This window comes from Pseudomonas sp. R3-41 (assembly GCF_054161485.1).
In genome coordinates this window covers 3540043-3566520 of the sequence record NZ_CP096421.1, presented here as the reverse complement: position 1 = coordinate 3566520, position 26478 = coordinate 3540043, and the positions used below count along the sequence as shown (strand labels likewise).

The 26478-nt window shown below is 61.2% G+C and carries 18 protein-coding genes and 1 pseudogene; 1 reads left to right on the top strand and 18 read right to left on the bottom strand.

Features of this window, described 5'->3' with window-relative positions; all coding sequences use genetic code 11:
* Positions 1 to 8: 8 nt before the first annotated feature.
* From M1D99_RS15800 to M1D99_RS15785, 4 genes are all read right to left on the bottom strand, one after another.
* Entirely contained in the window at positions 9 to 1724 is a 1716-nt protein-coding gene (locus M1D99_RS15800; RefSeq protein ID WP_434570109.1) for a type I secretion system permease/ATPase, read from the bottom strand.
* A gap of 909 nt (positions 1725 to 2633) precedes the next feature.
* Positions 2634 to 3920, bottom strand: a complete 1287-nt coding sequence (gene fabF, locus M1D99_RS15795) for a beta-ketoacyl-ACP synthase II (RefSeq protein ID WP_458130414.1) — start codon at positions 3918 to 3920, stop codon at positions 2634 to 2636.
* A 46-nt stretch (positions 3921 to 3966) separates the two neighbouring features.
* Positions 3967 to 7047, bottom strand: coding sequence for an efflux RND transporter permease subunit (locus M1D99_RS15790; protein ID WP_434570105.1), 3081 nt, complete (start codon positions 7045 to 7047; stop codon positions 3967 to 3969).
* On the bottom strand, positions 7044 to 8153 hold the full coding sequence (locus M1D99_RS15785; protein ID WP_434570103.1) for an efflux RND transporter periplasmic adaptor subunit: 1110 nt from the start codon (positions 8151 to 8153) through the stop codon (positions 7044 to 7046). Before M1D99_RS15785 ends, M1D99_RS15790 begins: the two co-directional genes overlap by 4 nt.
* 211 nt (positions 8154 to 8364) lie before the next feature.
* On the opposite strand from M1D99_RS15785, the gene M1D99_RS15780 reads away from it, so the two are divergent.
* Positions 8365 to 9825 carry an efflux transporter outer membrane subunit gene (locus M1D99_RS15780; protein ID WP_434570101.1) on the top strand — a complete coding sequence of 487 codons (1461 nt, stop codon included), beginning with the start codon at positions 8365 to 8367 and terminating at the stop codon, positions 9823 to 9825.
* Positions 9826 to 9940: 115 nt separating this feature from the next.
* Here M1D99_RS15780 and M1D99_RS15775 read toward each other — a convergent pair whose 3' ends face one another.
* The 14 genes and pseudogenes from M1D99_RS15775 to M1D99_RS15710 form a co-directional block, all read right to left on the bottom strand.
* Positions 9941 to 10561, bottom strand: a complete 621-nt coding sequence (locus M1D99_RS15775; protein ID WP_186706707.1) for a TetR/AcrR family transcriptional regulator — start codon at positions 10559 to 10561, stop codon at positions 9941 to 9943.
* A 96-nt stretch (positions 10562 to 10657) separates the two neighbouring features.
* Positions 10658 to 11662, bottom strand: a complete 1005-nt coding sequence (locus tag M1D99_RS15770) for a hypothetical protein (protein WP_434570099.1) — start codon at positions 11660 to 11662, stop codon at positions 10658 to 10660.
* A 146-nt stretch (positions 11663 to 11808) separates the two neighbouring features.
* On the bottom strand, positions 11809 to 12939 hold the full coding sequence (locus M1D99_RS15765; RefSeq protein WP_458130413.1) for an OmpA family protein: 1131 nt from the start codon (positions 12937 to 12939) through the stop codon (positions 11809 to 11811).
* Complete coding sequence (gene tssE, locus M1D99_RS15760) at positions 12936 to 13391, bottom strand: type VI secretion system baseplate subunit TssE (protein ID WP_434570093.1); 456 nt, start codon at positions 13389 to 13391, stop codon at positions 12936 to 12938. Before tssE ends, M1D99_RS15765 begins: the two co-directional genes overlap by 4 nt.
* Positions 13392 to 13394: 3 nt before the next feature.
* A complete protein-coding gene (tssJ, locus tag M1D99_RS15755; RefSeq protein WP_434570091.1) occupies positions 13395 to 13931 on the bottom strand; it encodes a type VI secretion system lipoprotein TssJ in 537 nt (178 codons plus the stop codon).
* Positions 13912 to 15009, bottom strand: a complete 1098-nt coding sequence (tssG, locus tag M1D99_RS15750; protein WP_434570089.1) for a type VI secretion system baseplate subunit TssG — start codon at positions 15007 to 15009, stop codon at positions 13912 to 13914. The genes tssJ and tssG overlap by 20 nt, the downstream gene beginning before the upstream one ends.
* Positions 14973 to 16742, bottom strand: a complete 1770-nt coding sequence (gene tssF, locus M1D99_RS15745) for a type VI secretion system baseplate subunit TssF (protein WP_458130412.1) — start codon at positions 16740 to 16742, stop codon at positions 14973 to 14975. Before tssF ends, tssG begins: the two co-directional genes overlap by 37 nt.
* Before the next feature lie 22 nt (positions 16743 to 16764).
* Complete coding sequence (tssA, locus tag M1D99_RS15740; protein ID WP_434570086.1) at positions 16765 to 18342, bottom strand: type VI secretion system protein TssA; 1578 nt, start codon at positions 18340 to 18342, stop codon at positions 16765 to 16767.
* Positions 18339 to 21692, bottom strand: a complete 3354-nt coding sequence (locus tag M1D99_RS15735) for an ImcF-related family protein (protein ID WP_434570084.1) — start codon at positions 21690 to 21692, stop codon at positions 18339 to 18341. Before M1D99_RS15735 ends, tssA begins: the two co-directional genes overlap by 4 nt.
* Positions 21676 to 22815, bottom strand: a complete 1140-nt coding sequence (locus M1D99_RS15730; protein WP_434570082.1) for a hypothetical protein — start codon at positions 22813 to 22815, stop codon at positions 21676 to 21678. The genes M1D99_RS15735 and M1D99_RS15730 overlap by 17 nt, the downstream gene beginning before the upstream one ends.
* A complete protein-coding gene (locus M1D99_RS15725; protein ID WP_434570080.1) occupies positions 22812 to 23069 on the bottom strand; it encodes a PAAR domain-containing protein in 258 nt (85 codons plus the stop codon). Before M1D99_RS15725 ends, M1D99_RS15730 begins: the two co-directional genes overlap by 4 nt.
* 22 nt (positions 23070 to 23091) lie before the next feature.
* Positions 23092 to 23665 (bottom strand): annotated as a pseudogene (locus tag M1D99_RS15720) (DUF3304 domain-containing protein).
* Positions 23652 to 25946: a T6SS phospholipase effector Tle1-like catalytic domain-containing protein gene (locus M1D99_RS15715; protein WP_458130411.1), complete on the bottom strand. Its 2295-nt coding sequence runs from the start codon at positions 25944 to 25946 to the stop codon at positions 23652 to 23654. Before M1D99_RS15715 ends, M1D99_RS15720 begins: the two are co-directional and overlap by 14 nt.
* Entirely contained in the window at positions 25934 to 26407 is a 474-nt protein-coding gene (locus M1D99_RS15710) for a DUF3304 domain-containing protein (RefSeq protein WP_434576481.1), read from the bottom strand. The genes M1D99_RS15715 and M1D99_RS15710 overlap by 13 nt, the downstream gene beginning before the upstream one ends.
* Between the last annotated feature and the right edge of the window lie 71 nt (positions 26408 to 26478).

The window sequence follows — 26478 nt, the reverse complement described above, 5'->3', positions numbered from 1 at the left end:
TCCGTTTCCTACGGTTGAATCGCGGCAGCCTGGCGGGCCGCGGGTGTTGCGTCTCGCAGGCGTGCCAGGACCTGGTCCCGCGGCCCGAACAGACTCAGTTCGCCTTGATTGAGCACCAGCAGTTTGTCCACCTGCGCCAGCACCCCGGATCGATGGGTAATGACAAACACCGTGGCCCTGCTCTGCCTGAGCTTTTGCAGCGCCTCGGCGAGCATTTTTTCGCCGGCATCATCCAGGTTGGAGTTCGGCTCATCGAGCACCACCAGGCGCGGTTCGCCGTACAAGGCGCGGGCCAGGCCGATACGTTGTCGCTGGCCGCCGGACAATCCACCGCCATTGGCACCGATCAAGGTGTCGTAGCCATCGGGCAGTTGCAGAATCAACTCATGGACTCCCGCCATGCGCGCGGCGGCGACCACGGCCGGTGCGTTCACCGTGCCAAAGCGGGAAATGTTCTGGCTGATCGAGCCTTCGAAGAGTTCGATGTCCTGGGGCAGATAACCGATGTACTGGCCCAACTCCTCCCGACGCCATTGGCTGATGTCCGCACCGTCCAGGCGCACGGTGCCGGCCAGGCTTGGCCAAACGCCCAGCAATGCCCTGGCGAGGGTCGACTTCCCCGCACCGCTGGGACCAATGATGCCCACCACCTCGCCTGCGCTCACCTGGAAATTCACGCCGCGAATAATCGGTTTGCGCGCGTCCGGGGCCCCCGCCGAGAGGCCCTCGACGCGAATCGCCCCTTCAGGGGCCGGCAGCGGCATGCGCTCAGGCTCGGCGGCCACCTTGAGCAGCAATTCGTGCAACCGGGCGTATTGCGAACGGGCGCCCAGGAAGCCTTTCCATACGCCGATCAACTGATCGATGGGCGCCAACGCACGCCCTAGCAGAATCGAGCCGGCAATCATCAGTCCGGACGAAATCTCGTGATTGATCGTCAAATAGGCGCCCAGGCCCAGCACCAGCGACTGAACGATTTGCCGGAACGTCCTGGACACCGAGGTCATGGTCGCGGCGCGGTCGCTGGCCAGGCTTTGCAGGGCAAGAATCTTATGGGTTCGCCCGCTCCAGTGCTGGCGCAGGCTGGCAAGCATGCCCATGGATTCCACCACTTCGGCATTGCGCAAGCTTTTGTGGGTGAGCGCAGTGGCTGCCATCTGTTCACGGTTGGCCGCCTGCAGCGGCGCATGGGTGAGCTTTTCATTGGCGAAGGCCAGCGCCCCCAGCAACACGGCACTGACGATTCCCATCCAGCCGTACCAGGGATGGAACATGAACATGACCGCGAGGTAGATCGGAATCCACGGCACGTCGAAAAACGCGAACAGGCCGTTGCCCGTCAGGAACTGGCGTAAGCCGTTCAGGTCGCTCAAAGGCTGGGCCGTGGCATTCAGGCCACTGGTATTGAGCGCCTGCTTGAAACTGGCATCGAACAGACGCTGGCTCAGCAGCGTATCCAGACGCGTACTGATCCGCACCATGATCCGCGAACGGACCCACTCCAAGCCCCCCATGGTGATCATCAACAGCAACATGATCAGCGTCAGCATCAACAGCGTCGACACGCTGGCGCTGCCTACCGCGCGGTCATACACCTGCAGCATGTAGAACGAAGGAACGAGCATCAGCAAGTTAACGAAAAAACTGAAAAAACCAACGGAAAGAAAACTACCCTTGCAGACGGCAAGGGCGCCTTCCAGTTCGGTCCTGGCGTGGGCTGACATGGTTTATCACCTGAGGTCCGATGCTGGTCAAACCTGAAAAATCACATGGGCATAGGCGTGCGAACGCCTGGGATATCTTTCGGCGGGATCCCGCTAGGGCGCCCGCGCAATCGAATCTACCGCGTTGTATCGGCATGCTTGTGTGGTTCTTAAGGGAAAATTGGCGGGTAGGCCGTGCGGCGTGGGCGCCCGAGATCAATGTCCTCCCTGAGGCGGCCTGATAGCCGACCTGGTTCTTGATGGGACTGTGTTTGTCCTGTGGGAGCGAGCTTGCACGCGAAGGCGGTGTGTCAGTTTGCAGTGATGTTGGATGGGCCGGCCTCTTCGCGAGCAGGCTCGCTCCCACAGGGTTCTGCGGCGCATGTGCATTTTGTGACTGTCGAAAATCCAGTGTGTGGGCTTGCTCGCGAAGGCGGTGTGTCAGTTCGCGGTGATGTTGGATGTGCCGGCCTTTTCGCGAGCAAGCTCCCACAGGGTTCTGCGGCGCATGTGCATTTTGTGGCTGCCGAAAATCCGATGTGGGAGCGAGCTTGCTCGCGATATCGGTAGCCCAGCCACATAGATGCCGGCCTGTGCCCTGCTCTTGTTCTTGCTTTTGCTTTGGACTTTGATCTTGATCTTGATCTGAGCGCCCCGTTAAACCACGCTGGCCGAACGCAGGCATTGTGGAGTGGGCAACCCGGCATGGATGCCGGGTTAGCCGCGCTGGGCCATGGATGGCCCTTCGCGGCGGCCCACGGAGCAATGCCGGAGTGAGGGCATGCCGAGCCCTAGCGAGGCACCGAGTGGTGGGGCAAAGCGCTTTTGGTTACTTTTGGCGCTCTTCCAAAAGTGACCCGCCGTAAGGGCGGAACCACAAGCGGCCGTTACCTAAATAACGGATATACACACCACCTTAACTACCCAAACTCACGCCTCCCAACGACGAAACAACACGCTGGCATTAACCCCACCAAACCCAAACCCATTGGAAAGCGCATGGGTAATCGGCATCTCCCTGGCACAAAGACCAACCAGATCAAGCCCCGCAGCCCTCTCGTCAGGATGAACCAGGTTCAAGGTCGGCGGAACAATCTGGTCCCGAAGCGCCAACACCGTAAAAATAGCCTCGATACCACCCGCCGCCCCCAACAGATGCCCAGTGGCCGACTTGGTGGAGGTGATCGCCACATCGGAGCCGCGCCCGAACACCGAGCGAATCGCCGCCAGCTCACCATTGTCGCCAACCTGGGTGGACGTCGCATGGGCATTGATATGCTGCACGTCTGTGGGGCTGACCCCGGCCTGGCGCAACGCCTGCTCCATCGCGCGCCGGGCGCCGTTGCCATCTTCCGGGCCGGCGGTCAGGTGGTAGGCATCGGCGCTGGTGCCGTAACCGACCAACTCCGCCAACGGCTTGGCGCCGCGGGCAAGGGCGTGTTCCAGCGACTCGATCACCAGCAGCCCTGCCCCCTCGGCCATGACAAAGCCGTCGCGATCTCGATCGAAAGGCCGCGAGGCCTCCTGCGGGCGCTCGGCAAAACCGGTGGATAGCGCGCGAGCGGCGGCAAAACACCCCAGGGTCACTCGATCTATCGCGGCTTCCGTCCCGCCGCATATGGCGACATCCGCCTCGCCGCTGCGGATGAGCCTGGCCGCATCGCCAATGGCCTGCACCCCCGCCGCACAGGCGGTGACCGGCGCACCGAGCGGGCCTTTGAAACCGTGACGGATGGACACGTGCCCGGCCGCCATGTTGGCGAGAAAGGCCGGCGCAGTGAACGGTGACAATCGGCGCGGACCTCGCTCATCAGTGGTGCGGACCGCACCGGCAATTGCGCCAAAGCCACCCACGCCCGAAGCAATGATCGTCGCCGTCCGCTCCTGGTCGTGGGCATCGGTCGGTTGCCAGCCCGCCTGTTGCAACGCTTCTTCGGCCGCCACCAGGGCGAACTCAATGAAGCGATCCATTTTCTTGCGATCCTTGGCGGGGATGATGCGCTCGGGGTCGTAGCCGGCGATGGGGTCTTCTTCCAACGACGGCACCTGGCCGCCCACGGCCACGCCCGTCCCCTCGGTGATATCGCCAGACAGGAGACGAATGCCGGAGCGCCCAGCCAGCAAGCGCGGCCAGACTTCTTCCACGCCACAACCCAGCGGGCCGACAATGCCCACGCCAGTGACGACGATGCGTTTTTGCCCTTGGGAAGTCATCATTTGAAACCTCTTCATTTGCTCAGTCGACGTTCATTGAATGGCTGGCTTACGCCAACGGTGCTGCCGGGGTGTGCGCTGGCGCGTCAGGACGGATCTTGAACCAGATGGCGTACATCGCCGGCAGGAACACCAACGTCATGACGGTGCCGACAAACGTGCCGCCGATCAGCGTGTAGGCCAACGTGCCCCAGAACACCGAGTGCGTTAGCGGGATAAAGGCCAGGATGGCCGCCAACGCTGTCAGCAGGACCGGGCGCGCCCGTTGCACCGTGGCTTCGATGACCGCATGGAAGGGTTCCAGCCCCTCTTGTTTGTTGTGATGGATCTGCCCGATCAGGATCAGCGTGTTGCGCATCAGGATGCCCGAGAGCGCGATCAGGCCCACCAGGGCGTTGATCCCGAACGGCTGCTGGAAGATCAGCAACGTCGGCACCACCCCAATCAAACCCAGGGGCGCGGTGAGGAACACCATAATCATGGCCGAGATCGAACGCACCTGCACGATGATGATCAGCAGGGTCAGGGCCACCATGATTGGCACCAGCGGCACGATCGCCTTGCCGGCCTTGCCCGACTCCTCGATGGCGCCTGCCTGCTCGATCCGATAGCCGCTCGGCAGGGTGTCGATGATCGGCTGCAGGGCCTTGATGATCGCGCTCGATACGTCCGGTGGCTGCAAGCCTTCGGCAATGTCGCCGCGCACGGTCATGGTCGGGGTGCGGTCACGACGACGAAGAATCGGATCCTCCATGCGCACATCGACCTCGCCCACCTGGGACAGCGGAATACGCTGACCCGCCGCACCCACCAGGGTAAAGCCCTCGATCCTCGCCGGATCGAGGCGAATATCACCGGCCGCGCGACCGACCACCTGCACCGAGCGGATGTCCTCGCGAACCGCCGTGATCGGCACCCCCGCCAGCAGGAACTGCAATTGCTGCGCGACCGCATTGGACGTCAGGCCTACCGCCTGCAAGCGGTCCTGGTCCAGGGTGAAATGCAACGTCGGCGTCAGTGGCCCCCAATCGGTATTGACGGTCCGCATCAACGGGCTCGCCTGCATGACGCCCTGGACCTGCGCCGCGATCTCGCGCAACTTCGACGGATCCGGTCCCATCACCCGGTAGGCAACCGGATACGGTGAATACGGGCCGAACACCAGTTGCGTCACGCGGATGCGCGCCTCCGGGGCAAGCCCCTCGGCTGCCGCCTCGCGAAGGCGGAACTTGAGGGTCTCGCGCGCTTCCTGGCTGTCGGTCAACACGACGATCTTGGCGAATGACGGATCGGGCAGTTCCGGCGCCATCGCCAGGTAGAAACGTGGCGCACCCTGGCCGATGTAGGCCGTGACAATTTTCGCCTCGTCCTGTTTTTGCAACCAGGCCTCGACCTTGGCGGTGGTGGCGCTGGTCTGCTCGATGGAAGTGCCATAAGGCATTTGCACTTCGATCAGCACCTCCGGGCGATCGGAGGTCGGGAAGAACTGTTTCTTCACCAGGCCCATGCCGAGAATCGCCACGATGAATGTCGTGACCACTGTGCCGGCCACCCACCATTTGCGCGCGATGACCCGGGTCAGGACCTGGCGAAAACGATTGTAGTGGCGAGTGTTATAGATGGCTGCGTGGCCACCCTCGACCTGCTTGATGTCCGGCAACATCTTCACCCCCAGGTAAGGGGTGAACGCTACCGCCACCACCCAGGACGCGATCAGAGCGATACCGACGATCCAGAACATGTTGCTGGTGTACTCGCCGGCGGTCGATTGGGCGAAACCGTTGGGCATGAATCCGATCGCTGTCACCAACGTACCGGACAACATCGGCGCGGCCGTATGGCTCCAGGCATAGGCGGAGGCCTTGATTCGGTCGTAGCCCTCCTCCATCTTCACCACCATCATTTCGATGGCGATGATGGCATCATCCACCAACAACCCGAGCGCCAGGATCAGTGACCCCAGTGTGATGCGGTCAAAATTCTTGCCGGTGGCCGCCATGACCACGAACACCACGGCCAACGTCAATGGCACCGCCGCCGCGACCACCACCCCCACACGCCAACCCATGCTGAGAAAGCAGACGATCATCACCACCAGCAACGCGACGAAGAATTTGACCATGAATTCGCCGACGGCCGAGTCGATGTTCACCGACTGGTCGGTGACTTTGGTGAGGGTCATGCCCAAGGGCATGTCTTGGTTGATCCTGGTCGTCTCCGCATCCAGGGTCTTGCCCAGGTCCAGGCCGTTCCAGCCTTCACGCATCACGACGCCCAGCAACAGCGCGTCTTCACCGTTGTTGCGCACCAGGAACGTGGCTGGATCCTCGTAGCCACGCTCGACGGTCGCCACATCCGAGAGCTTGAGCGTGCGCCCTTGAATCGCCAGGGGCGTGTCGCGAATTTTCGCTAATTTATCGAACGCGCCGTCGACCCGAAGGAAGACCTGCGGTCCATTGGTTTCGATCGAGCCGGCGGGCGTGAGCGCGTTCTGGCTGTTCAATGCCGCGAAGATATCCTGGGGCGAGACGCCCAGGGTGGCCAGCCGATCATGGGAGAAGGAAATAAAGATACGCTCGGCCCGCTCACCGATGATGTTGACTTTTTTCACCCCCGCCACGTGCAGCAGGCGCTGGCGCAACGCTTCGGCATCACGCACCAGCAATCGCTGCGGCTCGCCCTTGGCTTTCAGGGCGAACAGCGCGAACGTCACATCGGAAAATTCGTCATTGACCATTGGCCCAATGACGCCGGCCGGCAACTTGAGCGCTTCGTCCTGGAGCTTTTTGCGCGCCTGATAGAACTCCTCTTGTACCTGGGAAGGTGGCGTGCGATCGACCAGCGACACCATGGTGAAGGCCAGGCCTGGACGGGTGTAGGTTTCCGTGCGGTCGTACCACTTCAATTCCTGCAAGCGTTTTTCAAGCGGCTCGGCGACCTGGTCCTGCATTTCCTGGGCGGTTGCGCCCGGCCATGCGGTGATGACGGTCAACTGCTTGACCGTAAACGGTGGGTCCTCGGCGCGCCCCAACTGGAAGAACGCCAAGGTCCCCGCGACGGCGATCAGGAAAATCAGAAACACGGTAATGGATCGCTCGCGAACGGCGAGCGCCGACAGGTTGAGGCTCATGGACGGCCCCCGGCAACCTTCACGTCACCCGGTTGCGCCAGCCGCACTTCTTCACCCTCGCGCAGCAGATGGGCGCCGAGCCCGACAATGCGCTCGCCCACGTTGAGATCGCCGGTGACGCGCGCGGCGTCGTCGCTCAGACCCAGGACTTGCACAGGTCGCCAGATGACTTTCGCCGGTTCGCCGTCAATGCTCCATACGCCGGTACCTTTACCCGAATCATAAATAGCGGCTATCGGCACTTGCAGCGCCTGCCGTTGCGCGGAGCCTTCAGCGATGCGCAGCGTAACGGTCGCCCCCAGCGGTGCATTCGCCAACGCTCCCTCCAGCACATACCGGGCCTCGAAAGTGCGCGTCACGCGGTCGGCCGAATCCGACAGCAGCCTCAGCTTTGCGGTGACGGCACCCGTGCTAGCGCCATAAAGCGTCGCCTGGGCGGTGGCGCCTGCGGCAGGTCGCAGGGTCTCAGGCAACTGCACAACCGCTTCACGCTGACCGGCCCGCGCCAGTCGAACCACGGTTTGCCCGGGGCTGACGACTTGCCCGGGTTCGGCCAGCGTGTCCATCACGACACCGTCGGCATCGGCGAGCAGCACCGCATAACCCGATGCGTTCCGGGCGACGTCAGCCTGGGCCTGCGCGGCGCTGAGTTGGGCCTTGGCGGTGTCGGCGGCGGCTTTGATCTGGTCGTAACCCGATGCGGAAATAGCGCCTGCGGCGACCAGATCGCGATAGCGCGCCTCGTCATCGGCGGTCTGCTTGGCCCGGGCCCGGGCGGCAGCGACTGCTTCTTGCTGGGCTCGGGCTTGCAACCCCAGGTCGATGGGATCGAGGCGCATGAGCGGCTGACCGCGTTTTACCGCCTGCCCGGTATCGACCAAACGTTCGAGCACCTTTCCCGGTACCCGGAAGCCCAGGTCACTTTGGACACGAGCGGCCACCACGCCAGTAAAAGAACGCGTGGCGTCGGACGAACCCTGAACTTGGGCGACCCGCACCAACGGGGCAAGTGTGCGCGGGTCTTGGGTGGTGGAGGAATCGCCACACGCCGTCAGGACGAGCGGCAACAAGCAAGCGGCAAAGGTGACAGGTCGGAGCCGGCGCATAGGTTCCCTTTTTGGCAAATGAGGACAGATAGCCGCATTCTCAGTCTCGTGACCATTACTGTCAATGGTCACAATCCGATTCACACCCTAATCAATCTCCCCCGTAACCTTTATTCAGTCACATTACAAAGTTTGCTCCCTGAGTGCTCATTGACAGAAAGTGACCACAATATAATATGGTCACAAATCATCCACGACTTCAGGAATCCCAATGTCGCCCCTACGCCCCGCTGCTTGGTTGGTGAGCTTCAGCATGATGGCAGGCTGCACTGTCGGTCCGGATTATCAACGTCCAGACACTGCGCTCACCCATCGCTACCTGGGCCAGGCCTCTGTCGAGCAAAGGGCCGCAGCGACGCCGGCCAGCCTGGCTACATGGTGGGAAGGTTTTGCCGATCCAGTGCTCAGCGACCTGATTGCCAAGGCGCTCGAGCAGAACCTGGACCTGGCGCAGGCATCGGCCCGTGTCATCCAGGCGCGGGCCGGCCTGGGGGCTGCCAATGCGGCGTTATTGCCCTCTGGAAACATCAACGGCCAGGCTGCACGCGCGTATCAATCCGTGGAAACGCCACTGGGCCAAGTGCTGGACTCGACACCAGGCTACGATCGCTACGGCAGCGCCTACGAGCTCAACCTGGGCGCCAGTTGGGAAATGGACCTCTTTGGCGGCCTGCGCCGCGGACGCGAAGCGGCGTTGGCCGAGTACCAGGCCAGCGAAGCAGGTGTCACGGCCACACGCCTGGCCGTCGCCGCACAGACTGCCGACCTCTACATCACTGCCCGGGGATTGCAGGCGCGGCTGGACATTGCCAACCGACAAGTCAAGACACAGCAGGACCTGTTGGAGAAAGTCCAACTGCTCTACAGCAAGGGCCTTGCGGCCAGCTATCAGGTTCATCAGGTCGAGGGCACCCTCTCGCAGGTCCAGGCGACGACGCCCGTGCTGCAGACAGGACTGGACGCGGCCATGAACGCCCTGGATGTCATGCTCGGCACGTCGCCCGGCACCTATCGCGGGCAGTTGGCAAATGGACGGAGCATCCCTTTGGCGCCACAGATAACGACCATGGGGGCCCCTGCCGATCTATTGCGCCGCCGGCCAGACCTGATCGTGGCCGAGCGTCGTTTGGCTGCCTCCAATGCGCGTATCGGCGAGGCCATCGCCGAGTACTACCCGAAATTTTCCCTTAGCGCGTTGCTGGGCAGTGCCACGGCAGTTTCCGCCGGCAACCTTTTCACCGGCGATGCCAGCCAGGCGGCGGGCGCGCTGGGGCTGCGCTGGAGACTCTTCGACTTTGGCCGCATCAATGCGCAAATCGACCAGGCCAAGGGGCAGGAAGCCGAAGCGCTGGCGGCTTATCGCCAATCCGCACTGCGCGCCACCGAGGACGTCGAGAACGCCTTCTCCGCGCTGGTGAATCGAGAATCCCAGGCGAACACCCTCACCCAGGGCGAAACCTCGCTGACACAGGCCCGCCAATCTTCGTTCATTGCTTATCAAAAAGGCACCGCCAGCCTGATCGACGTCCTCAATGCCGACGCGACGCTGCTGCAGGTCTCCGACGCACGGGCGCAAGCACGTACAGAATCGGCACGGGCCGCGGTGGCGGCATTCAGGGCGCTGGGTGGTGGCTGGCAGCCTGCTGAAGGCCAGCCGGTGGCGGTTCGCTGACTGAATCCACCCTCATGACCAACTATGCGATTGGTCACAAAAATGGCGGATCCACTCAAGAGAAAGGCGCAGCCGTAACAGCCGGTACTGATGCGCGGTTACCGTCAGCCAACGCTCACGGCATGAGGCTACGCAAGATGAGATTGCAGGTAAGCGTGGGGGCGTCGTCGACGTAATCGAGGTTGTGTTGCAACAGCAAAGGATTGACGAACGGCCGCAGCGCCAGATGGATCGCGTCGACCGTCTCATCCAATGGCGTCTTGCGCTCGAACTCTCCAAGCTCCCGCCCCTCACGCACGATCTGCAGCACGAAGTTCTTGATCCGTGCGTTATAGACTTGCGAACTGGGCCAGCGCTCCGACGCGGAAAACGCCGCAATGTCATAGAGCTTGCGATCATTGAAAAACAGGTTCACACCCGTAGTGATCAGGGCCTTGACCAAGCGGCGAAAACGCTCTGTCGCCGAAAGCCCCTCTTCGCTGATGGCCTGCTCCACCGCCGCGACGATTTCGGCCAGGCACTGGCTACAGATGGCCTCGCCAATCGCCTGCTTGGAGTCGAAGAACTTGTAGATGTAGGCCTTGGAGAAACCGATGGCCTTGGCCAGGTCGGACACCGTGGTCTTGCCATAACCGTATTGACTGAAATGCTCATTGGCCGCCGCGACAATCTGGTGGCGAATGTCATGATCGACTGGGCCGCGGGTACTGGGCGAAGGTAGGGATGGCTGGTTCATGGGGGCAGCTTACGCATCCTGAAGATCGTTGACAACTTGTGACCGACGGCGCGACACGGTCACAAATTAGCATCTCTCGGGGTTCGCTACCGGCATCTACGCATTTACGGAAAATTGCGTCGCATCCAATGCATCCACCGGCGAAAAGCCGACGTTCTTTTTGAAAATCATGTTATGCACAAAATTTTTCATTGCATCAGACGGATCGATTGCATCGAGATTGAGCGTATCGACAGTAGCACGCGAAAAAGCAGCACTGAGAATCGGTCGTTCCTCCAGGTACCCTGTTGAACTGTTGAGCACCTTATCCAGCGCGGTGACGAGAATCAGGTCATCTGGAAGGATGGCCAAGAGCTCTCGCCCAACGCGCAGCGCGCAACTACAAACGTAATCCTGATGAAGCTCGTTGAATCGCCCCAAGGGCATTACCTTGGTGGACAATTTGCCACTTTTGAGCAAGCCCTTGATCTCCGTCGGAATAACATGGGCGCCATGAATCGACAGGCGAGCCTCGGGAATGCCATCCTCCTGAATGACCAATTTAATGGCTGATCCGAGATACGAAATTTCTGCAAAAGGCTCAAATACTTCAACAGCATCGAACTTTGCCTGCCGATCACCTTCGAGGATACGTTTGGCGAGATCTTGTTCTTCTTTCCAGTCGGCGTGAGCTGCTTTCCACACCTCCAACTCTGCCTGGAACCGGTTTTCGTCTGCGACCTGAGCGTTCGCAATCTTCGCCATCAAGTTTCCTCGCTGCCGGGCCTCAAGTTTAAACAAACGAACCCAAAATCCGGGGCGATAGCTGGTTGATGCGTGCATTGCGGCCAGGGCAAGCGTGTCGCTTTTCTGAGGTTGCACTGGCTCGGGCTTGGCGAGAACCTGCTTCCATTGGATGGGTTCACTGCACTCCTTGTGCACGGAAAGAAGAACGTCCAGGTGATTTTCATACACCTCAACTTCGTACGCCGCTTGCTCAAGCTCCTCCATGCGAGCGTATTCCTTGCTTTGACGCTCTAGTTCCCGCTGCCGCCGATGGGCGTTGCGCTCCGCTCGTCTTGCCGAGGCCTGCAGCGAACGCACAGTTCCCTTCCATCCCATTCCTGTTCTCCTTGGTTATGCGAAACCTTGCATGACGGCTCGTTAGCATAAGCGCAATAAAACGGGCTATCCGTTGTTTTTTGTAGGAATTCACGCTGATGCCTTACAAAAAACGCGTCCTGTTTTCCGGCCATCAAAAGCTTGCTTCACATAGAACGAGCTTCATCTGCAGGCGCGGTTGCGGAACGCTCACAAGCCCCCGCTTGGGGTACCAGGCGAATATCAACACGCCGATTGGCGATCCGCCCGGCCTCGGTGTCGTTACCTGCAATCGGTTGGTTGGCGGCGAAACCCTGTACGGCGAAGCAATCGGCGGCGATGCTCCCCACACGTTGCATCCATTCGCGCACGGCTGAAGCGCGGGCGTATGACAGTTGCAGGTTCTGCTCGACCGAGCCTGTCGCATCAGTGTGCCCGGCAATGAGGATCAGCCAGCCTGGTTGGGCCTTGATATCGACCAGAGCCTTGACCAGTACGTCGGTCGAGCCAGGCTTAAGCTCCGCACTGCCAGCGTCGAACAGTGACAGGCTGTCCAGGCGCACCGGATCGGGCAAGACGACATCTCTCTGCGCTTCCAATAACCCTGTGCGCCAGGCGCCCCCAACGACCAAGGCAAGCAGAAGCGCCGATATGCACAGCCACAGCATCAAACGCCTCTTGCCGGTTTTCATGTCCGGCGGCGGCAGGATCATGATCGGCATCGCAAATGCCGGCGCCGATACGCTGATGGGCAGCAACGCCGTTTCGACGCCAAAATCGATCCGCGTCAAACGCTGGATCAGGCTATCGACCTGCTGCTGCAAAGCCCGGAGTGTCATCAACGGCGTGGCTGTGTGGCTGACCAAGCGCTCATTCAGGCATGTCAACGCATTGTCCAACTCCAGCAATGTGCGCGGATTGCAGTTCGTCAATGCCAGGCTACGCAGCAGCGTATGCAGTTGGGCAAACAACCACCCGAGGATATCCAAGCGCACTGACACCGACGCCGGCCATAGACTCGACCATTGGCCAATGAGGGTCTTGAGCAGTCTCACGCCTTGGACCATGCCATCCAAACCATGACGCTGACTACGAGCCAGCGCATAGAAACTCACGGTTTGCAGTTCCGCCCCGTTCAATTGCAATAGCACAAGGCACAACTGCTCCACTTTTTGCCAATCCACATCGGGACAGGCGCGATGGCCCAGCTTGGCCAACTCCTCGCGCAGGGCGGCGAATTCAGCGTAGTCACGCGGATCACCGCCGATGCGAACATGCACTTCAAACAGCGCGCTCATCCCGCTTCCCTTCCGTTATCCGATAGGGAGTGTTGCTCCTCGAGGTGACGCACCAGGGCTTTGCCTTGCGGCTTCAGGGTCGTCCCGAACCTTACCCGTTGCCCTCCTTTCAATTGCACGTCCAGGACACACTCCAAATGCCCCGGCAGCACCTGTGGCAACAATTCGATGGCAAGCGCCATCAGCCGTGGTTCGTATTTGAGCAAGGTGTCGGTCATGGCTCCCATCAAGGTCTGGGCAGTCGCTGGCAGCCCCTGCAGAATGGTCCCCATATCCGGCAGCCCGTAATCCGGCAAATGACTGAGCGCCCCTGCCCGACTGTTCAGGATACGTTGCAGGTTGTCCAGGACCGACAGCGTGTGCTGGTCTTGCTCGCTGACGCGATACAGGTCCAGGTCACCGTTGAAGTTCTGCAGCAGCATTTCGTAGAGCGAGGGGTTTGGATCGGTCATGGCTCACTCCTTCACCAAGGGACGCAAGGACAATTGGTTGTCACCCATCTCGATGAGCCGGGCCCGATCCGGGTCCAATTCATCGCGTGTCAGCATCAGGCGCCAAGTGTCCAGTTGAGCATCAGGGCTGCGAAACAAACCCACCAGCGCGACCACCCGTGCCTGCGGGTCCATCGGCACACTCAACTGCGCCCCTGTTCCGGGTTTCACTACCACGGCGCGCTTGTCCAGCAATGCCCCTTCGAGCACGCCCTCGTCACCGCTCACCAGCCCCTCGTATGTCGCTCGGTCCAGCGCTTTGCTGTCGCGCAGCTGATACACCCGCACCAGGGTCGGCAGCGACAATGCATTCATGTCCGCAGTGTCGGTGTTCAACGTCGCGCGAGCATTGAAATCCAGGTGCAAGGTTTTCACCTGCTTATTGAAAATCGTCCCGGCCGTGGATGCGGTACCTTGCTTGACGGTCTGGGCCAAGCCACAGCCGCCAAGCGATACGGCGGACAGTGTGAGTATCAACACGTTAAAAACGGTACGTGACATGCTGTGTTTTCCTGATCCGTGGATGGGTCGAAAGGCCTTGGTAGCGGCCCAGGTTGATTGTGAGAGTGTCGTGTTCCGTCGCTTGCCAGGCGTCAGTACCCAAGCCCAGAACACCGGTCATGCCCAGTCGTATCGGGACATTGCCCAATACCGGGGCAGGCAAGCTGTTCACCGCGAGCGTCAATTTCAGCACTGCATTGCAACGCCAACCCAGGTACACCCGCAGCAGTACCAGCAGGTCGCTGTGCAGCGTGCCTCCGGGCAACCAGCCGTTGGCCTCTCGCTCGTCATCGGTGGATAGCACCAGTTGCAACTGGCTGTTGACGTCCCGTCCGACATTGCCCAGCGGCGTGCCCTGGGACAGGTTCACCGGGCGGGTCGGGCAAAGGCTGGCCGGGTGGGACAAGGAAATTTCCTGTGGACAGTGCGAGGTAATCCGCACCCGGGTATTGGCGGCCAACAGCTTGACCAACGCCTCGATGCCCTCGGCATTACGAGTCGGTAAGCGCATGACACTGAGCAACGCAAGGAAACGCGAAATCGGGGTCGCGACACGTCGGGCGGTTCCGGGAATACCCAGTCCGATCAAGCCCAACAGGCATCGCGATGTTTCGTCCGTGCCGCCTGCCTGGAAAGTGGCCGGATAGGAATACTTGCGCCAGATCCGGTAGAACTGGGTAAAGATCCGGTGATTGAAAATATCGAGGAAGGCCTCCAGTGCCTCATGCCCTTCCCGATGTTGAGCGATGTCATCGACAAATGCCGTCGGCATCGGCGAGTCGACACCGTACAAGCCCAGCAGGCGGGTGCGTACCGTCGCCGGGCGTTGCGGATTCTCTCTATCGAACTCGATCGCTTTCAGCTCGCCGGCGGGAAAGCCCATGCCCGGATCGGGCCGAAAGCGCACCGGGTCGTCCGCCGGGCGAGCGGTGCTGCCCAGGAGAGGGTCCGCGGGCGATGCTTGTTCCAGCAATTGGCAAAACCGGTACAGGCTGGCCTCGGCTGCCCGCTCCTGCAATCTGTTCAGCAAACCATCGGTGTTCAACCGGGAATCCGCTGACTGTGGTTCTCGCTCCATCGCAGGCGCGCTCCAGTAGGTTGAAGAATCAGCGTGAGCTGGGTGAACAAATGGATATCGGCGTAGAGCGCAAAGAAGCGGTTGAGCATTTCGCCGAACAGGTTGATATCGCCCTCCCCCGAAAAGCCATTGGCATCCAGGGTGATTTCGATATCCACGCCGCGCAGCAGAAAGCCTTTTTCGAAGCGTTGGATCAGGTGATGACTCACTTCGATGATCGCCGCCAGGCGACGCCGATTCAGCTCGCTGCCCGTCCAGTCATACAACGCCAGCGTTCCGCGTAGCACTTCGGCATTGTCGAGCATTGGCAAGAAGTTGGAGCCCAGGTGGCTGAGGATGCGCCAGTGAAAACGGTCGCGGTTCGGCGGGTAGCACGGCAGCGTCGGTGCACAGAGATTGCGTACCCGTAGACCGAACTGGGTGGACTGCACCACCGTGTCGAGCAACGTGCTCTGCAACGCTTTGCGAGGCAATTGACCGTGGGTGCCGGTCAAACGTAACGACAAGCACTGACCGGTGCCCAGTCGATCCTCATCGAAGCCTTCGCCGCCCAGGATCAGCCACATGTCATGCAAGCCATTGGCGGCCCGCTTCAAGCGAGTATGGAAATAACGTTCCGGTGCCTCATCACGCAACATCCCGCCCTTGTGGCGAAAGCTGGTGAAGGGCACGTAGTCCAGGCGCTCGACACCCTTCGATGCGGTGACCTGGTCCACCGAATAGATTTCCAAATGACCATCCTGCAAGCGCATGGGCCGCAGCAGGTAATCGGTTTGCAGAGGATCCAGCGCCATAGGATCGGATTCCAGCACAAACAGATTGATCACCGGCACCGCGTGCAGGCGGATATGTTCAGTGCTCAGGTCGAATGTATGAGGCCAGGGTTCACGCAGCACCACTTCAAGCTCGAACCAAGGGGCTCCGGGCTCGATCTCCAGTTGATCCAACCCGCAGAGGGTGACGAACATGAATTTTTCACGGAACGTGAAGTACTCCAGCAGCAGCTGATAGCCGCTGAAAGCGCTGTCACCCTTGGGCCACAGTCGATCTTCGTCGGCAAACCCCTTGGCCGCAAAATACCCGTCTACAGGCTTTCGCGCCGACTGGCCGGGCCAGCGTACATACATCGCCTGCTGGTTCAAGGTCAGGGCTTGGTGCAAGGCGCTGGCCAGCGGTGCATCGGCGTTCAGGTACAGCGGCAAGCGGCCCAGGTCGATATGCGCCCAATCAACGGACGCGCTACGGGCAAACCGCAGGCGCAGCAGCGAGCGGCCATTGAGTTCATGGGCACGCTCTACAGCGGTCAGCGCCAGCGGCTGCAGCGTCAGGTCTTGCGTGGTGGTGTAGCGGCAGCAAGTGCGCTGCGACCCGATGGGTTGCGACAGGATCTCGAAGCCCTGGGCGATCCGTTCACTGCGCTTGATCTGCGTGAGATCGGGCGCCAGCTCGACGATCGATAGCGACGGAATGGTCCGCAAATAATGCGGCCACAGCAGACTGACCAGGCCTTCGGTCAGCTCGGGCAGATCATCGTCGAGCTTTTCGCGCAGACGCCCCATCAGAAAGGCAAAACCCTCGAACAAGCGCTCGACATAAGGATCTTGCGCCCCCGGTTTGTCCAGGTTGAGGTGCGCCGCCCGGTCCGGGAACGCTTCGGCGAACTCCTTGCCGGCTTCGCGCAGGTAGCGCATTTCGGCGTCGAAATAGCGCAGTGTCAGATTGTCCATGTCCATAAAGAATCCTGATCAATAGGTGTCAACCGCAAAGCACTGCGGCACGTACCGGATCGATGGCCACCAGGGCCGCCAACAAGGCTTCCATGCGTCGGGCCAATGCCGGTTTATCAGCGTCGTTGCGCTGGGCTTTCAAGCGCAGCAACTTGAGCAGGCGAGCCTTGACCTCGAAATACAACTCGGGCTCCCACACGCGCAGGTCGTGGTGCTGTGCGGCGGTATCCAACTCCCCCAGCAAATGAATCGCCAAGTCAGTTTTGCCAAACTGCTCGGCCACCCGAGCCATCAACAAGCGCAACAACCAGCGTTGGCGTGCGCTATGAATGTCCGGGCGCGCCGCCAGCCAGGCCAATGCCTGCTCGACCCCTTCCCTGTCAGCCTGGGCCAACGCTTCGCTTTGCAGCGATAAAATGTCGGCATCGCCGATGCTCGGTGCGGGCGATGGAGCAGGCAACCATTGTTGGGGACGATTGCCGATGACGTGCTGGACGATCCATTCACGGGTGGTTTCATCGGCGAAGGGCGTCCCGTCGCTCCAGCACAACAGCTCCAGCCCCGGCAACCGATCGAGGAGCATGCCCAGGTCACGCTGGGTAATATCGGCCCAGCGATCCTGGGGCGCGGGTTGTTTGCTCAGCGCCTGGTACACGTACCACTGCAAGTCCAGCCAGAAATGGTTCACGCCTTCGGCATAGATCCGTTCCACCTGATCGAGCAACTCACTCCAGCCTTGTTGCAGATACAAACGCTTGAGTTGCGCCCGATGGTCTGCGCGCGGCGGCGCCAAACGGGTGTTGCCATCGGCAGCCTGGGGTGGCGCTTGATGTATCGTGTCCCAGCGCAGGCTCTTCATCAGTCGATGGGCTGCCAACCATCCTTGGGGCTGATCGCGCAGATAACCGGCCAAGGCCCGGCCGTTGTCCAGCAGGTCCCGACCTGATCTGATTGTCGTAGCGGGCGACGCCCCATTCGATTCCTGGCTGGCCGTGTTTTGCGGGACCAATGCCTCCATGCCTCCAGACTGCGCCAGCCGGGCCGAGAGCGCGGCGTACAAAGGGCCCAGGCACGGACGTTGATCTTGCGACCATGAACCGAGACCCTGCTCCAGCCAGACCAACGCCGCGACGGTGCGCTCGGCTTCGGCCTTCACCACCTCCGGATACAGCGATAAGGTATCCAGCACCTTGCTACCGGCCAGCCACTGCAACGCCATCTTTCGACTGTTGGGCCGTACGGGCAGCACCGTCTCGGCGAACCGCTCCACCAGGGCCGCCAGCAGGCTCAGGCCATCGGCCAGCCCCGCCTCACCGTCCCTGTGCAAACGCGCCCACAAGTAATAAGTGGCCACGCGCAGATCCTTACAGGACTTGGTCAGTAGCTTTTCAGCCAGCTGGATCACTCGTTCGGCATCGGCACCGGACAACTTGTCGACTTCTTCGCGCATGTGCTGGAAGTCATCGTCGTAACCAGGGTCGTCGCCCACGGGAGACGCATCGCTGATGGGCTGTAGCCAGGGTTGCCAACGGGACATTTGCTCGCGGGCAATCGACAGTGGGTCGCGCTTGCCCAGGCAGCGGGCGATCAAGCTCTGCAGGCTCATTCGAATCGCTCGTTGCGCGCATAGCCCGCCGCTGCCCCGCCCTCGGTGAGAAACACCTGCCCCGGCAACGTAAACCCTCGCAGCCTGAGCAACGCCATCGGCCCGGCGTCCAGCTCGGTGCGCAAGTGCCAGGTCAAGCCCAGCCCATCGGGGGCCTTGAGCACCATTCGGTAGCGGCTGTCGCCGTCATCCAATGCGGTAAATGTGGCCTGCTCAAGCAAGCGGATCAGTCCCCACGTGCCGGCGTAATCCGCAAACAACCGCTCGCCGGTGTGGACGCTGGTCCAGGTCAGGCTCACGCCGGGGTAGTCGCTGCGTCCCGGCCAGCCGAAGCGCTGCCAGCGTTCCTTCTGGTTGAAGTACTCGTGTTTTTCACCGTTGAGGATGAAGGTGGTCTGCACCACATCGCGCACGCCTTTGCCGCTCAGCTCAAAACTCAATCCCAGGTTGCCGTCGGTGAAGAGCACGTCGGCCAAGTCGCTCAGTTGGTTGATTGCCGCGAGGAACTTGGGATTGACCCGCAAGCCTCGACCATGGCGCGGATCGGCCACCCAGCGGTTGCCCTCCTTGCGCAGCACGCCGCTCAACTGGCTGTGCAGGAAGCGTTCGATGCGCCCCGTGTCGGCGCGGATCATCTGCCCCAGCATCGGCAACGAGGCATCGCTGGCGGTCGCGGCGAACGGATAACGGCCGGTGAAGGCGGTGTTCCAATGCGCGACGATCGAGCGCTGCCACTGACTGTTGAGCCCTGCCGCCGAGGGTTGCAGCACGCGCTGCCAGGCCTGTTCCAGCGGCTGCACGAACAGCGTCTCGCCGATGCCGGCCCATTGCGCGCCGAGGCTGGCGGCCATCAGCCGGCCATAGGATTGGGTGTCGGTCAGGTCGATGCCCCGGCCCTGGAACACCGTCTGGGCCAAGGCCTGGGTCATTTCCAGCGGGTCGCTGGCGCTGCTGACTTGTTGCAGTTTCAGGCGCACGCGGGTTACTTGGGTGAGGTAGGCCTGGAGGCTCAAAGTGTCATTGCCGCCCTTGACCAGTGTCAGCAGCGGCCCGAAGGTGGCATCCAGCGGGCCGCCCGGCAAATCCACGAGTTGATCGATCACCGGCGCCTTGTCCGGTCCGATCAGCTTTTGCGCGGACTTCATCAGCGAGTCGCCCAAGGCCTGACCGCGAGTGCCGGCCTGCCCTTGGTAGGCCAGGGTGTTGATCAGCGCGATCAGCGGCGATTGGCGCACGTCACTCATCAGCGTCAGTTGGTCGATCACCCCATCCAGGCTTTTTGCTTGATTGGCACGCAGGCTATTGAGAAACCCCAGCCAGGCGCTGGCGTAATCCTGAAAATAGCGCTCGGTCAGGCGCGCCTTGAGCACGTCGGGGGTCAAGCGGTCATCAATATCGCCGGGTTTGTCGCTGAGCACCCAGTCGATTTCTTCACGGCGCGCCTGGGCGATTTCATCGATGGCCCGGCGCACCTGACCCTCCCAGGCCTGGCGAGTGAATACACCTGGCACACGGGCCTTGCTGGAAAACAGCGCGGCGGCCTCGGTGTCGCCGACCATCTGTTGCAGGCCCAGGGCCGGATAATGCTGGGCGGCCTCGTCGAGCACGCGTTTGTACAGGCCGGCCTCGGCGTTGCGTTGGCCCATCTGGTCGAGCAACACCTGGCGCACCTGTGCCACCAAACGTGGGTCGGCCTCGATGCGCCAGTCCGGGTGCGCGGGCAATTGCTCGGCATAGAACTGCCACAGGTTCGGTGCGAAAGTTTGCCAAAAACCAGGAGAGATGCCGTCACGCGTGGGATCGACGTGGCCCAGGGTCTTGACCAACAGGTCCACCTCGGCTTTTTCCGGGCGCGCCATCATCAGGTACGCCTTGAGCTGATCGTAGGCGTCACGGGTGCGCTCGATGCGTTCGGGGCTGCCTGGCGCGAGCTGGACCAACGCGCTCAATTGCTCGCGCAAACGGGCCGCCGCCGGGTCGCGGACCAGGCGGTTATTGGCTTCGACGTAACGGGGCCACAGCGCTTCGAGCAATGTTTCATTGCGGTTCAAACCAAAGCGCTGGTACCACGGCGCACCGTGCACGACGCGGTGATCCAGGCGCGCCAACTGGTGCACCAGTTCATTGAGTGCCAACAGGTGTTCATCGCCCTGAGACGATTGCTGCAACGTCGCCAACACGGACTGCACCTGGACGATCTGCGCCCGATTACTCACGAAGGACAGCACCGTCCCCGCGATGCCCACCAATGCCAGGCCCATGAACAGCGCATAAGCGACTCGCGGTACGCCCCAGCCCAGGCGAGCGCCGACCGCCTTGTCGCGCTGCACGCCATGCCAGGCCGGATCCGGCCACCAGAAGTGCAGGTTTTCACTGCTGTGCGCCACGGGCAGCGGCAGGCTGAACCACAGCCCGCGCAGCAGCACGCCCGGGTTCATCCCACCCCACAACGGTGCCAACGCCTGACGCCAATGGGCAATGCCATCGACCTTCAGATCCCGGGACAGGCGCAGCAGGAAATCGTGGTGCATCTGCTTGTTGACCTGCATCTGCTCCAGCCCCTCATGACGCAAGGGGCCCAGCAGGTTGCGCAGGCTCGTCTCCAACATCGGCGCCGTGACCCGCGCCGGCAACAAACACCCCACCGGCTGGGTCTCGCGCTTGTCCTGCGGCCAGGCGCTCTCGCAAACCTGCCACACATGCAAGGGTAACTGCCGCCGCATCCGCCGCGCCAGGTCGTGCAAGTGCCGCAGGGCCTTGGCCATCGCCGCGTCGTCGGTGCTTTGCGGTTTATCCAGCGCCCAGACCACCCCATCGAAGGCCCGCCTACGGCGCAGGGTGAGCCATTGGTTCAGCAGTGGGGTGTTGAGGGGTTCTTGAAGGCCGCCGCCCCACAGGAGCACGGTGCGTTCGCCTTCGAGCCATTTCTTTTTTTCCAGTTCCGGGGCGATGGCGGCGATTTGGGCGGGTTCGCCGACGATGAGCAGGAGACGGACTTTGTGGCGCCAGAGGGGGCCGTATTGGAAGCGTAGGTGTTCGCGCAGCTCCGCGCCAATTATCGATTCAGGTGTCCTGGCTTCAGGTCGTGATGGGGTCACCTGGGTGCCGCCCACCAAAACCCTGATCCCGTTCTGCATGGCTTGCCACATCAATATCGCCATAGCGAACAACAGCGCCCAGCAGAACACTGCCTTGAGCAGCAGGTCCGACAGCACAACGCGGTCGAGGGGTTGCCCAGCCCATAGCCACCAGCCCACGCCTGCCAAGGCAACAAACACTGCCACGATCAACGCCAACAGGAGTGCCGTAAACCATGAAGAAATTTTCAGAGGTTCATCTGCTTGAGTCATGGGGTTTCACAATTCCAAGGGCCAAGGTGTAATGAGGATCGCAAGCCAACCAGGCACAGGGCTCACCGTGTTGTTCGGCGTACCAGGCGGCGAGGGTCTGCGCGACCATGGCCTGCAGATTTGCCAGCGCGCCGAAATTGAGGTCTTGCACGTTTTGCCGAGTGTTCCAGCCAATGGCGGGCAGATCGGCTACATCGGGTTGGGAGAACGACACGCACACTCGGGCAGGCTTGTGCAGTTCGCTTTGTTGCAGCGCTCGTTCGGCCACCTTCATCAGCGATTCTTGATCGCTGAACCATTCCCCCCGCAAGACACTCGTGCCTTGCTCAGGGCCCAACAGCCAGAGCAGCGCCGCCTCGCCCGCCGGCAGACGGCTGTCCTTTTGTGCTGGCGAGGATTGGCAACCGCCACAGAGGATGCGTGCATCCGAAGGGGCGCCCTGCAACTGGTCGATGATGGAGTCCAGGCTGCGCATGCCCTGCCAGGACTGAGGTCGCTCCGGCAGCTCAACCTTCGGGCAGGATTGAGCCATCTGTTCGACGAAGGCTGTCCAGGACTCAAGTGAACCCTGCCAATAGCAATGAACTGGCTTCAACACGATGGGCTCGGTTTGCTGCTCATGCCATTGCAGGGCAAGTAAAACGGCCAGTTGCCGCTCGCGCTCGGCTAGTTCATCACCGTGTACCTGGAGTAGACGAAGCACCCTGCCTTCGGGCGTTTCCTGCGGTGTGGGCGGCGGTTGGTCCGGGTTGAACAGATTCTGCCTGTGTTCCTGAGTCTGGCAGGCGGGCCCGAGCAGGACGGTCTCGACCAACGCGGCTTTTTCTCGATGATGTGCCCACCAGGCATGCTGCATCTGATGCGCCCTCTTGGCATAGTAGTGCTCGTTGCTCTGGCCGAGCCGGAAGTACAACACGCGCAACAGCAGTGCGAAAAACCAAACGAGTAGCCCTAGCGACGATCCGACAAATACGAAAAGTGACGGCCAACCCCAGGAGTTGTGCATTAAAAACGCGTTGGTACTAATCAGAGAGGCCAGCAGCACTCCCCCACTAACCAGCCAGCGCGAATAAATGGGGGGCTGTGCGACAGAGCAAAGCCTGAACTCCGGCACCGGGTTCATGAGGCCACCTGCGTATCGGGCATGGAACTGACCAAGGTGCAATCGCAACCGCAGCGATGGCCATCCAGTGCCACCGGGAACCCGTCGATCTCCATCAGGTCACTGCCCTCGGCAATCTCGGTCCGGCCATGCAGATTGCAACGCACGGCGTCGCCCTGGCAGGCGATGGCCAGGTCATCGCACAGGTAGTGGCCTTCCAGAACCTCGCCTCCATATTCCTTGAGGGTGTCGCCTTGGCGAATAATGGCTTTCATGGTTTTCAACTCCTTGTAATGGTCAGGACTGCGGGCACGACGTAGGCACCGGCAGGTTGAGCGGGATCTTGATCGGGTATTCGGGGCTGCCGTAGGTGTGGCAGGACGTGGTGACCTGGATGTCGTCGCAGGGCAGGAAGTGCACGGTCAAGCCGCAGACTTTTTGGTGGGTGTAGTCGGGGATGGGGACTTGTTTGCTGTGCCGCTTCTTTTGCGCGTCGATCTTGTCGAGCCAGGCATCGTATTTGGCTTCATCGGCAAGACCAGGATTGTCGTAGGAATAAGCCACACCGGTCTCCCAGTCGATCCGCACAGTCATATCTGGTTGCCAGCGTGATGGCGCGTTATAGCAGCAACCGCCCCCCCCCCCCTTGATAGGGCCCGATGATGTCGATTCCCGAGCGCCCATCAACGCTGAAGCGATTGATCGCCCAATGGGTGTGATTGATGGCTTCGAGCGTGCTGGCCTGGGCGCCGGATGCGAGCACCACGAGCAAGCCACAACAAGCGCCGAGCAGCGCATGCCTCGGAGTGAAATGGGGCACTGAAGAATCGCCTTGTGTAGCGTGACGAAGCAAAGGTTCAGCTTGGCGCATCGTTCGTCTCCTTGGCCTGCGCATAAAAATCCTTCCACAGTTCGTTGATGTCCTTTTGTGCTTGTGCCAGGCGCTCGGCATCCATGACCAACGGCACCGGGTCGCTGGCGGGGGGTGTGACCCGCGCCAACTCGCCCTTGCGGTTTTCGCTGTACAGCGCAACTTCCCGGCTGTTGGCTTCGCCAAAGAACACCATGCGGTCGCGCAGGAAACTGCCCCCGGGTTCACGTCCGAACGAATAGAGAAACCAGGCACGTGAGTCGTGCACGTGGTCGTCGAACAGCGCACGCAATAAGCCTTCGGGTTGCTTGGCGTTGCGGCTTTCGTCGACGTTGCCGCGAAAGGTTTCGTTCTGGTGGTTCACCTGGGATTGGGGCGGTGGGAACAGCCGGCTGACCAGCTTTTTGCCGGCGGTTTTCATCCGTTCACGCTCGGCGCGGATCTGGGCGGTGGCCCAGAACAGCACCTGGTCGGCAACCAGCGCCAGGCTCAGCACCTGCACGGCCAACGGCGCCCGGCGACCGTCGCCCGGGTAGTCTTGCGCAAATTCTTCGGCCGCTTCGCGCAACTGGGTTTTCGCCATGTCGGCGTCGAAGTCCTTGACGCCGGGTTTCAGCGGTTTTTTTGGGAGACGGTGGACGCGTTCGGCGGCGTTTTGCTGGAGGCGCTCTCGTTCGATCGCCAGTTGTCGTTTGTCACGATCTTCTTCCGCCTTACGGCGAACAGCTTGGTCGGCTTCTTTATCGCTCGCTTGTTGGTAGAAGGGTGTCTGCTTGAGGCTGGCGAAGGCGTAGCGGTCGATGCGCCAGGCGGTGATCCAGTCCAACTGCGTGCACAGGGCTTCTTCCAGGCTCACGTTGGTTGGCAGAGGCTGATAGTTTTCGATTTGTTCGATGGGCAGTGGTTGGATTGTAGCGGGCAGGTCCAAGGTGACTTGGCGCCAAGCGTTGAAGCGATCAGCGAGAGTCGACGTCGTTGCAAACGCCCGAACAACTTCGGGGGACATTGCACGCCAGAGCTCATGACGCAACTCTACCGGTAGAGCATCCTCCGGAACCTTCAAGGGAGCTCCGTGATTAAAAGCATCGGCATACAGATCGTTTAGAGCAATCTGCGACAGTAGCAAACGGTCATCCCTACCAATCGCCTTCCCCTGATCCCCCGGCGGATACCCCCCACCCTGATCCGAATGCACACCCGGATACAGCACCTCCTGGCTATTGGCCGGATACTCACCGTTTTCACGCCGAATGGATTCCAACGGAAAACACAGCCGCTGCTCATGACTCGCCACCAGATGCAGGCAACGCTTGACCAGCCCGCTGTCCGGCAGTTGTTGATTGCCATCGGCCCAGCTCATGTGCCCCTGTGCGCCGGGCATGATATCGGCGATGCCCACCGAGGCCACGGTGTCCAACAACCCCAGGTATTCCACGCTCAGGGGCAGCCTTAAATCCAACATCGGCAGCGTCAGCGCCGAGTCGGACAACAATCGGTCCAGCCAACTGACAAAACCCCGCGCCGCCGTCGCGCCACGGGAAAACCCATAAACGTACAACTTGAGCCCCAGCAGCTTGACTTGGCCTGGCTGCGGTTGGGTCAGGGCCAGGTGCAGGGGTTTGGCCAATGCCTCCAGCTGTTTGCGAAATTCGCGGCTGCGATTGGCGTGACCGGTTCCCCAACCCAGGCCCAGGGCCGTGCCCATAGCTTTAACCGACGCTCGCAGCGCGGTGTTATCCAGGCGAGGTTGGCCCAACGTGCGGCGCAGGGCATCGATGAGCATCATCAATCCCCAGTTGATCCGCTCTTCGCCGTACCAGGCGGTGGCCAAGCCCATTTCGCCGTAATCGAGGTCGCCGACTTCTGGGGATGGGGTGCCCACGCCGGGCATGTAGTACTTGAAATACTGGCCGTTGCCGGTGCCCGCCGCGTCGACCAGGCGTTCGGCCTGGTCGCTGTGGGCGGTGCCGCCGGCATGGCCGGCGCCGATACTGGCGCGAAACAGCCGGGCAATGTTGGTCGGGTGGGGCGTCGCGGATTCGTACAAATCGTTGTTCAGGTTATTGCCGGTGCCGTCGAAAAACAGGCTGATGTGCACGGTCTTGCAGCATGGCGGCATCACCCTGCGCCCGGCGGCGACGCACAGGGCGTCGTGATAATCCTGCTCCAAGGCGCATTGGCGATTGATATTTTGATAAACCTGTTGGGCGCGGCTGGGCAAACGGTCTCTAACCGGAAATGGTGGTGGGTAGTAAATATGGGATAGTTTCACTTCGGACATGACGTAGGCTCCGGCAAAGTAAGCGGGGTCTTGATTGGGTATTCCGGACTGCCATAGGCGTAGCAGGACGTGGTGACTCGGATGTCGTCGCAAGGGAGGAAATGCACGGTCAAGCCGCAGACTTTTTTGCCGGTGTAGTCCGGGACAGCCACTTGTTTAGAGTGCTGGCGTTTTTGCGCATCGATATTGTCAAACCAGGCATCGTACTTGGCCTCATCGCCACTACCTGGATACCCCGCTGAACTACCAACTCCCGTTTCCCAATCAACCCGCACTGTCATACCCGGCTGCCAACGCGCAGGGGCGACATAACAACACCCTCCGCCTCCGCCCTGATAAGGCCCAATACTGTCGACCCCCGAACGACCATCCACACTGAAACGATTGATCGCCCAATGAGTGTGATTGATCGCTTCCAAGGTGCTCGCCAGCGCACCTGAAGCGAATAAAGTTGCAGCCATGCCAGCGGCAATCGCAACAGGCCGCCTGGCTCTCGAAAATGTGTGCATAAGGCCATTTCCCTTTCGTTGAA